At 39.1% G+C, this 13,663-nt stretch carries 7 protein-coding genes, 3 rRNA genes and 1 pseudogene; 2 read left to right on the forward strand and 9 right to left on the reverse strand.

Translation table 11 applies throughout. From position 1 onward, the window contains the following. The first annotated feature begins 21 nt into the window (after positions 1-21). Positions 22-1,005, forward strand: coding sequence for an EAL domain-containing protein (locus CEF14_RS13260; RefSeq protein ID WP_102693288.1), 984 nt, complete (start codon positions 22-24; stop codon positions 1,003-1,005). Between the two features lie 111 nt (positions 1,006-1,116). Here the strand turns inward: CEF14_RS13260 and CEF14_RS13265 are convergent. From CEF14_RS13265 to CEF14_RS13295, 7 genes and pseudogenes are all read right to left on the reverse strand, one after another. Continuing rightward, positions 1,117-1,790 (reverse strand): annotated as a pseudogene (locus CEF14_RS13265) (HAD family hydrolase). Between the two features lie 142 nt (positions 1,791-1,932). Then, positions 1,933-2,538 carry a DedA family protein gene (locus CEF14_RS13270; RefSeq protein ID WP_102693289.1) on the reverse strand — a complete coding sequence of 202 codons (606 nt, stop codon included), beginning with the start codon at positions 2,536-2,538 and terminating at the stop codon, positions 1,933-1,935. Between the two features lie 40 nt (positions 2,539-2,578). Continuing rightward, complete coding sequence (locus CEF14_RS13275) at positions 2,579-3,235, reverse strand: phosphatase PAP2 family protein (RefSeq protein ID WP_102693290.1); 657 nt, start codon at positions 3,233-3,235, stop codon at positions 2,579-2,581. 216 nt (positions 3,236-3,451) lie between these two features. Further along, positions 3,452-3,568, reverse strand: a 5S ribosomal RNA gene (gene rrf / locus CEF14_RS13280). A 120-nt stretch (positions 3,569-3,688) separates the two neighbouring features. Then, positions 3,689-6,617, reverse strand: a 23S ribosomal RNA gene (locus CEF14_RS13285). A gap of 311 nt (positions 6,618-6,928) precedes the next feature. After that, positions 6,929-8,478, reverse strand: a 16S ribosomal RNA gene (locus CEF14_RS13290). Together the 16S, 23S and 5S rRNA genes form the textbook arrangement of a ribosomal RNA operon. A gap of 707 nt (positions 8,479-9,185) precedes the next feature. Further along, positions 9,186-10,235 carry a 2,3-butanediol dehydrogenase gene (locus tag CEF14_RS13295; RefSeq protein WP_102693291.1) on the reverse strand — a complete coding sequence of 350 codons (1,050 nt, stop codon included), beginning with the start codon at positions 10,233-10,235 and terminating at the stop codon, positions 9,186-9,188. Between the two features lie 712 nt (positions 10,236-10,947). On the opposite strand from CEF14_RS13295, the gene CEF14_RS13300 reads away from it, so the two are divergent. After that, positions 10,948-11,511: an SLOG family protein gene (locus tag CEF14_RS13300; RefSeq protein ID WP_102693292.1), complete on the forward strand. Its 564-nt coding sequence runs from the start codon at positions 10,948-10,950 to the stop codon at positions 11,509-11,511. Positions 11,512-11,831: 320 nt separating this feature from the next. Here the strand turns inward: CEF14_RS13300 and CEF14_RS13305 are convergent, their stop codons facing one another. Next, positions 11,832-12,464 carry a MerR family transcriptional regulator gene (locus CEF14_RS13305; RefSeq protein WP_102693293.1) on the reverse strand — a complete coding sequence of 211 codons (633 nt, stop codon included), beginning with the start codon at positions 12,462-12,464 and terminating at the stop codon, positions 11,832-11,834. A 172-nt stretch (positions 12,465-12,636) separates the two neighbouring features. Continuing rightward, positions 12,637-13,620, reverse strand: a complete 984-nt coding sequence (locus tag CEF14_RS13310) for a bile acid:sodium symporter family protein (protein WP_102693294.1) — start codon at positions 13,618-13,620, stop codon at positions 12,637-12,639. Positions 13,621-13,663 lie beyond the last annotated feature (43 nt).

Genomic DNA, 13,663 nt, shown 5'->3' on the forward strand with positions numbered 1-13,663 from the left:
AAAACTAATGGGGGGATAAAGATGACATGTAAGAATTGCTTAATCTTGGAGTTACAGTTTGAAATTCTATTAAGTGGGCACAAAAACATTTCAATGACGGACACAATATTTAACCACTTTACTAGAAGAAATTTAATAATAAAAATTAAAGACAATCATCTATTTATCAATGAATCCGGCGTAAGAGAATTTTTGGATTTCTGTAAAGATTATATGGATGAAGAAAATGTGTTTTTCCGCTTAGAGAATGCGGAGTGGAGACCGATTGACGATATTCAAAACATAATCGATATGCAATGGATTGATGAAGTCATTAGAAAGAAATCTGTTATTAGTTATTCTCAACCAATTGTAGATATAAATGAAGAAATTTACGCATATGAAGTATTATCTAGATTTACAAGAGAAGATGGATCTCTTATTTATCCAAATGAGGTTTTTACTGCTGCAAGAAACCGTGGTCGCTTATATGCATTAGATCGAATATGTAGGATGTCAGCAGTTAAATATTCAGCGAGCTTAAAGAAAAAAACATTTATTAATTTTATTCCGACATCTATTTACTCACCTGAGTATTGCTTAAAATCAACGGTCCAACTCACAAACCAATTAGGAATTGACCCTACCCAATTTGTATTTGAAGTAGTAGAATCCGACAAAGTTGATGATATAGATCATTTAAAAAGAATTTTAAATTACTATAATGAAAAGGGATTCCAGTATGCTTTAGATGATGTCGGGGAAGGATATAGCACATTAGACATGCTTACCGATTTAAAGCCTCATTATATGAAATTAGACATTAAGTATGTACAAAATGTGAGTATGGATCGTAAAAAACAAGAAATTTCTAAGTCTTTTTTAAAAAAAGCATTAGAATTAGGAGCTATCCCACTTGCTGAGGGGATTGAAAGTAGAGAAGATTTTGATTGGTTAAAGCAAAATGGCTATCAGCTTTTTCAGGGGTACTTATTTGGGAAACCTAGTATAATTCCTCAGTTATAAAAGTATTAAGAATATCATGGGTGAAAATCTGAAATATTCATCCATGATATTTTTGATAGGAAAAATTATTATTTATTAATCCCTTTTTTAGTGATCATTAAGAAACTCTAATCACTTCATTAAATACTCACTAAGCATCTGTATATCTTGAACAATATGCATAGCTTCTTCCATTTTCAATTCTTCTTGGCTACCATAACCGTAACATACGCCAATGCTCGAAATCCCCTCTTTTTTTGCACCTATCATGTCATATTTGCGATCACCAATCATAACTACTTTTTCTTTAGGTGGGAAGGATAACTGTTTTAATGCTTCTTGAATGACTTCATTTTTAGCTGAACGTGTACCATCTAAATTACTCCCCACTACTACATCAAAATACTGTTTTAAGTTGAAGTGGTTTAATATTTCTTCAGCAAAAATAGTCGGCTTTGATGTAGCCAAAGCTAATTTGGCACCTTTCTTCTTCAATTCAGAGAGTAATGCTTCTATTCCAGAGTAGACTTTATTTTCATACAAACCAACTTGCTGAAATCTTTCACGATAATACTCAATTGCTTTTTCTGCTTTGTCATGATCAAAACCACAAACTTCACAAAATGATTCCATTAATGGTGGTCCTATAAATATTCTAAAGTTTGTTCATCTAAACTTGTTGCATTTAGTTTCTCTAATGCATAAGCTATACTTCTTGTAATACCCTCTTTTGGATCTGTTAATGTACCATCCAAATCAAATAATATGTACTCAAAGCGAATATCTAATCCCTCCGTTAAAATCATACTGTATGTCTTTCCTTTTAATTGTACATAAAATACTAAATACAGTGAACCAGTTTAAGGGCGAATAGACAGAAGTGCATCCAAGCAAATAAAAAACTGTAGATACTTTTGAAAAAGCGTACTACAGCTAAAAGGCATTCTATTATTTACGTCTACTTCTAATATAGCGAATAACAAATAGCAAAAAGAGGATACCCAAAATGACAACAACAACATTAGAGTATGTATCCATATAGCCAGCTATAGTACCCCATGAGGAACCTACAGTAGCTCCCACATTAACTAAAATACTATTCCAGATTAATGAACCAATTGTTGTAAATAATAAGAATACCCCAAAGTTCATGTGTGCCATGCCAGCCGGTATAGAAATTAAACTTCTAACTAATGGAACAAGCCTTCCTATTAATACTGCCCAAACTCCGAACTTATGGAACCAAGCATCTGCTTTACGAATATCTTTCCGTGTTAATCGTAAAATATGGCCCCACTTATCCACAATTTTTTCAAGTCTATGGACATCAAGTAGTAATCCTATACCATAAAGAACAATCGCCCCAACTACTGAACCAATCGTAGAAAAAATAATAACGCCTACTATCGTTGCGTCTGAAGTAGTAGTAAGGAATCCGCTAAATGTCAAAATCACTTCAGATGGAATAGGTGGAAAAATATTTTCTAAAGCAATTAAGAGGAGAATGCCAATATATCCATAAGAATTCATCATTTCAATAATCCAATTTTCCAAATTAGTCCCCCTCTTAATTTAAATTCTAAATTCATCTACACTAAGAACGATAACTTCTTTCATATTGTTTTTCTTTATATCTTTGGAAAAACCAAATAGCAATTGTTAGCCATAAAGCACTTGCAAAATATCCTCCAACTATATCACTTGGATAATGTACTCCAAGGTAAATTCGGCTAATACCAATTATAAAAATGAATAGAATGCTTACTAAAATCAAAATAGTACGCCCCAATTGATCAGGTATATGTCTCCACAATAAAAATGCAACAATTCCATAAAAGGCAAACGCGCTCATTGCATGCCCACTAGGAAAACTATAACCTCCTGCTTCAATTAATCGATGGAAGTCTGGACGTGCTCGATGGAAAAAGTGCTTTAACATCTCATTAAATATGATTGTCCCTACAACTACTGTTCCAAATAACAGAAATTCTGCTCTATGCTTTAACACTATATATAAATAATACGATATGACAATAAATAGAACCATTACCGAAGGAAAAGAGCCCAAATATGTAAAAAACCTCATTATCAAAGTGAGGAATGGTGATTCAAGACCTTGTACAAAGGTAATAACTCTTTGGTCAAATTGTATAATTTTATGATTGCTTATAAGAATGGCTATATAGCTAAACCCTATAATCGAGATAAATGCTACTAAGAAAGCACTCCACAAATAGCCCTTTAATTTCATATAAATAATCCTTTCTTTTATTATTTTTAGGAAATTGCCCTTTTAGCACATCGGAGGTTTAGTGTTCAAAAATAAGTAGAAGTACTTTACTTCTACATTCTTTTCTACTTTTTACATTCTAAAATGAATTTATACTTTAAATTGATAGTAGACAATCTAAACAAAATAAAAAAAACGAGAAGAAAACTGTATGTTTTCTTCTCGCCTATGTATTTTGCCTAGCAACGTCCTACTCTCGCAGGGGGACAGCCCCCAACTACCATCGGCGCTAAAGAGCTTAACTTCTGTGTTCGGCATGGGAACAGGTGTGACCTCTTTGCCATCATTACTAGACCTTCGATTTACAATCTACTTCGCATTACTTCGTACTGCTCGTATCTTGAAAATCTCATCTATAGAAAGATTTGTTCTCTCAAAACTGGATAAACGTTATTGAAGTTCTTAAATCAACTTTTGGTTAAGTCCTCGATCGATTAGTATTCGTCAGCTCCATGTGTCAGCACACTTCCACCTCGAACCTATCTACCTTGTCGTCTTCAAGGGATCTTACTTACTTGCGTAATGGGAAATCTCATCTTGAGGGGGGCTTCATGCTTAGATGCTTTCAGCACTTATCCCGTCCACACATAGCTACCCAGCGATGCTCTTGGCAGAACAACTGGTACACCAGCGGTGTGTCCATCCCGGTCCTCTCGTACTAAGGACAGCTCCTCTCAAATTTCCTACGCCCACGACGGATAGGGACCGAACTGTCTCACGACGTTCTGAACCCAGCTCGCGTACCGCTTTAATGGGCGAACAGCCCAACCCTTGGGACCGACTACAGCCCCAGGATGCGATGAGCCGACATCGAGGTGCCAAACCTCCCCGTCGATGTGGACTCTTGGGGGAGATAAGCCTGTTATCCCCGGGGTAGCTTTTATCCGTTGAGCGATGGCCCTTCCATGCGGAACCACCGGATCACTAAGCCCGTCTTTCGACCCTGCTCGACTTGTAGGTCTCGCAGTCAAGCTCCCTTGTGCCTTTACACTCTGCGAATGATTTCCAACCATTCTGAGGGAACCTTTGGGCGCCTCCGTTACTCTTTAGGAGGCGACCGCCCCAGTCAAACTGTCCGCCTGACACTGTCTCCTACCCCGCTTAGGGGTACGGGTTAGAATTTCAATACAGCTGGGGTAGTATCCCAAGGACGCCTCCACCGAAGCTGGCGCTCCGGTCTCTCTGGCTCCTACCTATCCTGTACAAGCTGTACCAAAATTCAATATCAGGCTACAGTAAAGCTCCACGGGGTCTTTCCGTCCTGTCGCGGGTAACCTGCATCTTCACAGGTACTATAATTTCACCGAGTCTCTCGTTGAGACAGTGCCCAGATCGTTACGCCTTTCGTGCGGGTCGGAACTTACCCGACAAGGAATTTCGCTACCTTAGGACCGTTATAGTTACGGCCGCCGTTTACTGGGGCTTCGGTTCTCACCTTCGCTTGCGCTAAGCAATCCCCTTAACCTTCCAGCACCGGGCAGGCGTCAGCCCCTATACGTCACCTTACGGTTTTGCAGAGACCTGTGTTTTTGCTAAACAGTCGCCTGGGCCTATTCACTGCGGCTCTCTCGGGCTTGCACCCTACTAGAGCACCCCTTCTCCCGAAGTTACGGGGTCATTTTGCCGAGTTCCTTAACGAGAGTTCTCTCGCTCACCTTAGGATTCTCTCCTCGACTACCTGTGTCGGTTTGCGGTACGGGCACCTCCTACCTCGCTAGAGGCTTTTCTTGACAGTGTGAAATCAGGAACTTCGCTCATACGAGCTCGCCATCATAGCTCAACGTTATAGAGAGCGGATTTGCCTACTCTCACGTCTTACTATTTAGACGCACATAACCAACAGTGCGCTTACCCTATCCTACTGTGTCCCCCCATTACTCAAATGGTAGGGAGGTGGTACAGGAATATCAACCTGTTATCCATCGCCTACGCCTGTCGGCCTCGGCTTAGGTCCCGACTAACCCTGAGAGGACGAGCCTTCCTCAGGAAACCTTAGTCATTCGGTGGATGGGATTCTCACCCATCTTTCGCTACTCATACCGGCATTCTCACTTCTAAGCGCTCCACCAGTCCTTCCGGTCTGACTTCACAGCACTTAGAACGCTCTCCTACCACAGACATCGTAGATGTCTATCCACAGCTTCGGTGAATTGTTTAGCCCCGATACATTTTCGGCGCAGCGTCACTCGACCAGTGAGCTATTACGCACTCTTTAAATGGTGGCTGCTTCTGAGCCAACATCCTGGTTGTCTAAGCAACGTCACATCCTTTTCCACTTAACAATTACTTTGGGACCTTAGCTGGTGGTCTGGGCTGTTTCCCTTTTGACTACGGATCTTATCACTCGCAGTCTGACTCCCGTGCATAAATCACTGGCATTCGGAGTTTGTCTGAATTCGGTAATCCGGGATGGACCCCTAGTCCAAACAGTGCTCTACCTCCAGGATTCTCTATCACGAGGCTAGCCCTAAAGCTATTTCGGAGAGAACCAGCTATCTCCAAGTTCGATTGGAATTTCTCCGCTACCCACACCTCATCCCCGCACTTTTCAACGTGCGTGGGTTCGGGCCTCCAGTAAGTGTTACCTTACCTTCACCCTGGACATGGGTAGATCACCTGGTTTCGGGTCTACGACCACATACTCATTCGCCCTATTCAGACTCGCTTTCGCTACGGCTCCGTCTTTTCAACTTAACCTTGCATGTAATCGTAACTCGCCGGTTCATTCTACAAAAGGCACGCTATCACCCATTAACGGGCTCTAACTACTTGTAGGCACATGGTTTCAGGATCTCTTTCACTCCCCTCCCGGGGTGCTTTTCACCTTTCCCTCACGGTACTGGTTCACTATCGGTCACTAGAGAGTATTTAGCCTTAGGAGATGGTCCTCCCAGATTCCGACGGAATTTCACGTGTTCCGCCGTACTCAGGATCCACTCTGGAGGGAATGAACTTTTGACTACAGGACTGTTACCTTCTTCGGTAGGTCTTTCCAAACCGCTTCGTCTAATTCATTCCTTTGTAACTCCGTATAGAGTGTCCTACAACCCCAAGAGGCAAGCCTCTTGGTTTGGGCTCTTCCCATTTCGCTCGCCGCTACTAAGGGAATCGAATTTTCTTTCTCTTCCTTCAGGTACTTAGATGTTTCAGTTCCCTGAGTCTGCCATCATGACGCTATGTATTCACGTCAAGATACTGTCCCATTACGAACAGTGGGTTCCCCCATTCGGAAATCTCCGGATCATAGCTTACTTACAGCTCCCCGAAGCATATCGGTGTTAGTGCCGTCCTTCATCGGCTTCTAGTGCCAAGGCATCCGCCATGCGCCCTTAATAACTTAACCTTCAGTTTTCAATACACATCGCATTACGTCGTCAATTTCACTCGTTCAAATCCTCATGCACCAAAGTGCACTCCGGTTTTCACTCACTCATTTCCTAGTACTACTCGTGTCTTGAAACCTTTTACAACTTTCAAGTTATTAAGCCTAAAAAATTTAAAACTTAATATAAAAAAATGTGTTACTTAAGAATTTCTTCAATGTCGTTTTATCCAGTTTTCAAAGAACAAGTTTTGAAAGCGATGAGCCTTCAAAACTGAACAGCAACCGTTAATCTTACAGACCCAAGGTCTGTATTCCGAAATATTCCTTAGAAAGGAGGTGATCCAGCCGCACCTTCCGATACGGCTACCTTGTTACGACTTCACCCCAATCATCTATCCCACCTTCGGCGGCTGGCTCCAAAAGGTTACCTCACCGACTTCGGGTGTTACAAACTCTCGTGGTGTGACGGGCGGTGTGTACAAGGCCCGGGAACGTATTCACCGCGGCATGCTGATCCGCGATTACTAGCGATTCCGGCTTCATGTAGGCGAGTTGCAGCCTACAATCCGAACTGAGAACGGTTTTATGAGATTAGCGTGCTCTCGCGAGTTAGCGACTCTTTGTACCGTCCATTGTAGCACGTGTGTAGCCCAGGTCATAAGGGGCATGATGATTTGACGTCATCCCCACCTTCCTCCGGTTTGTCACCGGCAGTCACCTTAGAGTGCCCAACTAAATGATGGCAACTAAGATTAAGGGTTGCGCTCGTTGCGGGACTTAACCCAACATCTCACGACACGAGCTGACGACAACCATGCACCACCTGTCACCAATGTCCCCGAAGGGAAAACTCTATCTCTAGAGTGGTCACTGGGATGTCAAGACCTGGTAAGGTTCTTCGCGTTGCTTCGAATTAAACCACATGCTCCACCGCTTGTGCGGGCCCCCGTCAATTCCTTTGAGTTTCAACCTTGCGGTCGTACTCCCCAGGCGGAGTGCTTAATGCGTTAGCTGCAGCACTAAGGGGCGGAAACCCCCTAACACTTAGCACTCATCGTTTACGGCATGGACTACCAGGGTATCTAATCCTGTTTGCTCCCCATGCTTTCGCGCCTCAGCGTCAGTTGCAGACCAGAAAGTCGCCTTCGCCACTGGTGTTCCTCCAAATCTCTACGCATTTCACCGCTACACTTGGAATTCCACTTTCCTCTTCTGCACTCAAGTCTCCCAGTTTCCAATGACCCTCCACGGTTAAGCCGTGGGCTTTCACATCAGACTTAAGAAACCGCCTGCGCGCGCTTTACGCCCAATAAATCCGGACAACGCTTGCCACCTACGTATTACCGCGGCTGCTGGCACGTAGTTAGCCGTGGCTTTCTAATAAGGTACCGTCAAGGTACGTTCATTTCCTAACGTACTTGTTCTTCCCTTACAACAGAGTTTTACGATCCGAAAACCTTCATCACTCACGCGGCGTTGCTCCATCAGACTTTCGTCCATTGTGGAAGATTCCCTACTGCTGCCTCCCGTAGGAGTTTGGGCCGTGTCTCAGTCCCAATGTGGCCGATCACCCTCTCAGGTCGGCTATGCATCGTCGCCTTGGTAGGCCGTTACCCCACCAACTAGCTAATGCACCGCGGGCCCATCCTGTAGTGACGCCCGAAAGCGCCTTTCAACATTTCACCATGAGGTGAAATGGATTATCCGGTATTAGCTCCGGTTTCCCGAAGTTATCCCAGTCTACAGGGCAGGTTGCCCACGTGTTACTCACCCGTCCGCCGCTAAATCAGAGGAGCAAGCTCCTCGTCATTCGCTCGACTTGCATGTATTAGGCACGCCGCCAGCGTTCGTCCTGAGCCAGGATCAAACTCTCCATAAAAGTAAAGTTTGAAAGCTCATTTGCTTTGCTAGCGTTATCTATTGATAACAATTTGTCCTTGTCACTAACAGAAGTTAGTGATCAAAGTTTATTGATTAACGTTTGCTTGTTCAGTTTTCAAGGTTCATATAAATTCGCTCATTAGCGAACTTTTATACTATATCAAATCTCCGATTGCTTGTCAACAACTTTTTTAACGAAGATTTAATTTAATTCGCTATTTTTTAACAGCTCATCAATTATATCGCGTTATATTTATTTTGTCAACAAATATTTATCTTTTTTAAAAGATTAATATTATTTTGAATGCCGTGTTTTAGCGACTTGATTATATTATCATGTATTTATTTGAACGTCAACATTTTTCCCACCCTAAAATAATATTCTTTTCCGGTCTATAAGAGTTCCTATATATTTCTACTTTCTATAACTTTAACTAATCACCCCTCTCATTTAATCAGTATTTATGGAAGAATACATAATGCTACGAAAGGGTCGTCAGTTGTGCACTTTTTTATTAGCACAAAAAGGAAATTCCCATCTTAATAGAAAGAAATAAACTTATTTCATTATTAATAATAGAAAATTCCATTAAAGTAGATACAGAAAACAGACACTAGAAAAGAAAAACTACAGATACTCCCCTTAAGCAAGGATGTATCTGCAGTTTTTTTATCTATAAAATAATATGGTCAATATATAAAAACTTATTTTTCTCCGCTTAGTTCAACAAGAATTTTCGCTTGGGATTTATCATTTGTTAATGCTTCAAAGCCTTTTTCTACGATATCATCTAGTACAATTTGCGATGTCACAATACCTTGTGGCTTTAATTGGCCAGTACCCATTAAGTCTACAGTTTGTTGGAATGAAGTTGGTGTGTAAGCAATAGTGGAAGTAATTTTAACACCAGTGTTTGTTAAATGTAATGGATTCCATTCGATTGGGCGAGCAAAGATTGAAACAACAACCATTGTACCGCGTGCACGAGTAGAATCGATTGCTTGTTTGAATGTTGGAGCGACACCGGCAACTTCAAATGTAACATCTACCCCACCAGGCACAATTTCACGAACTGCTTCAGGGCCGTTTACTTTACCAGAGTTAATAATATGAGTAGCACCAAGTTCTTTTGCTTTTTCTAAACGAGTTTCTGATAGGTCAAGAACGATAATTTTACTTGCCCCTGCTGCTTTTGCTGCAATTGCTGTAAGTAATCCTATTGGGCCAGCTCCATATATTGCTACAGTATCACCAAAATGTAAGTCACCTTCTTTAACAGCTTGTACTGCTACGGCAGTAGGTTCTACTAGAGCACCATCTTGTAGTGTTAAAGTTTCTGGCAAGCGATATAAATTAGATTCTGGAGCATTTGCAAATGTTGTGAAGCCGCCATCACCATGTAAACCGATAAAGCTGAAACCATCATAACAATCAATATCTTCTGGTTTATTGCCATGTGTTAGTGTTGGGTTAACAACTACACGATCCCCTACTTTATATTTTTTTACGTCTTTACCAACTTTCTCAACTACACCAGCGAATTCATGACCCATGATTATTGGGGCCATTTCGCCTGTTAATTCATCCTCTTTTTCTACCGGCACAAATACAGGTCCTTCTTGATACTCATGTAAGTCACTACCACAAATACCTGCCCATGCAACACGAACAGTTACTTCATTGTCTTTTAAAGGCTTTAATTCTCTTTCTTCGACACGAATGTCCTTTTGTCCATACCATACTGCTGCTTTCATCGTTGAACCCTCCAAGAAAAATGATAATTTCTAACTTACTAAAAATTTTGAGGTAAATGAGCTCTTTTAAAAGTAGGTTTCCGGAAACATTTTTGAAAATTGTACTATATTATTCTACTTATTTTTTAGTACAGTTTTAGTATAGTTTACTTTTTTATAAAATGCACTTTATTAATCCTGAATATTCAAATATCGGTAATTAGTCTGAATATAAATAGATTAGTACTATATATAATAATATTTTTTGATGAAATCTAGATAATAAAATCAATAAAATACACAAAAAGTTATTCTAAAAAAATTACAATCAAATCGATTCCCATACGGATAAATTCACACAAACATTCTATCGTAATTAGAAGAATTCTGTTATATAGTAAGAAGAAAAAAATTGAAATTGTTATACTAAATCCAATAAAACGATTTAGTGCGCATTTTTATTTAGAATATCTTTGTTGTTCTGTCACACAAGTAAGTGAAAGGTACGAATTCTGCAGGCAAGAAAGAGCTATAAAATGGAGGTATGCACGTTGAACATAAATTGACCGCTAATAATAAAACGGATAAACTATCAACTGTGTCTATACACAAAGTTTATTAGAAAGCAAAGCACTTTTACTTCACATTATAAGTATTATTCTATTTCGAAAGCTCTATTGTAGCTAGATCAGCAAAAGTACAAAACATATATTAAACTTTAGGAGGTCAAATTATGCTAAACCGACTCGTCATTACAGGTTACAAGGCACATGAACTAGGTATCTTCAACGATACTCATCCAGGTATATCAATTATTAAAAAAGCTATACAGGATCGCCTTATTCCACTCATTAACGATGGACTTGAATGGATTATTTTAAGTGGTCAACTAGGTGTTGAAACATGGGCTGCTGAAATTGTAATGGATTTACAAATGGAATATCCAGAGTTAAAGTATGCCATTATGACTCCCTTTTTAGATCAAGAAAAAAACTGGAATGAAGCAAAGCAAGAAAAATATGAAATGATTTTAGCTCAAGCAGACTTTGTAACCAGCTTAACAAAACGACCATATGAAGCTCCTTGGCAATTCATCGAAAAAAATAAGTTCTTCCTAAAAAATTCCGATGGTATGTTAATTGTTTATGACGAAGAAAACGAAGGATCTCCAAAATATATAAAAAAACTGGCGGAACAATATGCAGAAAGATATGAGTATGAGATTTTTTTAATTAATGCTTACGATTTACAAGTAGTCGCAGAAGAAGAACAAATAAAAAACTGGGAGCAATCGTAAAGAAGATAATTTCTGTATTGAATTTCTTTTTCAATTCTCCTTATTTATTTTGTATAATTTGTTTAAACTTCATCTTTAAATTACCAATATACATCCGTTCATTATTCAGTATCAAAAGACATCATTTTCCCCTTTCATATCATTCTTATTTCCTTCCATTTAACTTATTTAAACTATTAAAATTGATAACCGACATCAAGACTAGGTTAAAATGTCTAAAAGCATAATCGGAATGTCAAATTATTATTAGATTGATGATAATAGCTTGTATTTCCATTAAATATCAGTGGAAAGAGTTTTGATTGATCCTCCTGTCAATGTTAGTTTTTAAATAAACGATTGAAAAATCCCTTTTTCTCTTTCTGTTTTATTTTTTCAAATTGTTCAAATTGTTTTTGCTTCAATTGTCGATAATGGTTATCCATTTTACTTTCTATGGTAGCTGCTTGTTGATTGACTTTTTCTAAAATTTGATCGATAAGCTGATCGCGCTCATCAATCTGTGTTTCAAACCTTAATAATTGGTGTTGTAATTCTTTATTTTCCTTTTTCAACTGTTCAAAATAAGACTGATGCGCTACTTGCATTTCATGTATTTCAACTAACATTTTTACGGTCTGTTCTGACCGTACTTCTGAAGGCATTACAGTATATGACGTTAAATTCTGATCGTTTTGACTGTCATTCTTAGTGTCAGTGAAAATAGCATCTATATCTATTCCTTTTGAACAGACAAATGATGCTGCATCATCTAAAGACATGTTCTTTCCTTTGTTCAAATAAATTACAGCTTGAAAAACTTTAATATCATCTTCACTATAGATTCTATGCCCTCTACTGTTCCGGGCAAATACATAGCCATGTTGTTCTAACAACTCATAATACCTTTTAAGATTTGATTCAGACAAACTTATTAAATCACGTAATTGTTTACCTCGTATATAACTTGTCATCGAATAACCCCCCTAACTGTCAGTTAACTTGCATTTTACCGTCAATTATAGGTATTTATTCGATAATCTTATATAAATTCCTTTGTAAAATAGCTATTTCTTTGTTAATCACTTGAAACAAAAAACAGGATAAACTCAACTGAATTTATCCCATGTGCGTTTTGCAATTATTTTATACTACTTGTTTTTCTTCTGTATTCCCCTTAGCAAAAGATTCTTTTTCCTTTAGACGCTCTGCTTTCCATCCCCAGTAGGTTGCTAATAATGGGCCTGAAATATTATGCCACACACTGAAAATTGCACTTGGTACTGCTGCTAACGGACTAAAGTGTGCTAATGCTAACGCTGCACCAAGACCTGAATTTTGCATCCCAACTTCAATAGAAACAGCCTTTTGATCCTCGTAGTTAAGCTTTAACACTTTTGCTACTAAGAATCCGATTAATAATCCGAGACCGTTATGTAAAATGACAACGGCGAAGATCAATAGACCTGTTTCAAGAATTTTATCTCGGCTTCCACTTACAACAGCAGCTACTATTGCTACAATTGCTACTACCGAAACAAGAGGCATCACACCATTTGCCACATCTGTTTTATTTTTAAAAATAAGTTTAACAATAATGCCTAAGAAAATTGGTATTAAAACGATTTTAACAACTGATAAGAACATAGCGCTTGCCGAAACATTTAACCATTCGCTTGCTAAGAAATAAATAATTGCTGGCGTTAATATTGGTGCTAGTAATGTTGTAATAGAAGTTATGGTCACAGATAGAGCTGTATTCCCCTTTGCAAGGAAAGTCATAACATTTGAAGCAGTACCACCTGGACAAGCTCCAACTAAAATGACACCAACTGCTACTTCAGGTGATAACTGAAGACCTTTAGCTAATAAGTATGCTACTGATGGCATGATGATAAACTGTGCTAAAACACCAACGATAACACCCTTAGGCTGCTTTAAAACTAATTTAAAATCTCCAAGTGATAATGTCATCCCCATGCCAAACATGACAATTCCCAGTAATAATGAAATATAAGGTCCAATCCAAGTAAATAGATTTGGTGCATATAATGCTAAACCAGCGGCTAACAATACCCAAAACGCAAACGTATTACCCGCGAATTTACCAACCCTTTCTAACATCTGCATGGTAACAACCTCCTTTAATATTTCCCCATTATAATACTAGCAT

Origin of the sequence: Rummeliibacillus pycnus, assembly GCF_002884495.1 — a bacterium.
Taxonomy (GTDB): domain Bacteria; phylum Bacillota; class Bacilli; order Bacillales_A; family Planococcaceae; genus Rummeliibacillus; species Rummeliibacillus pycnus.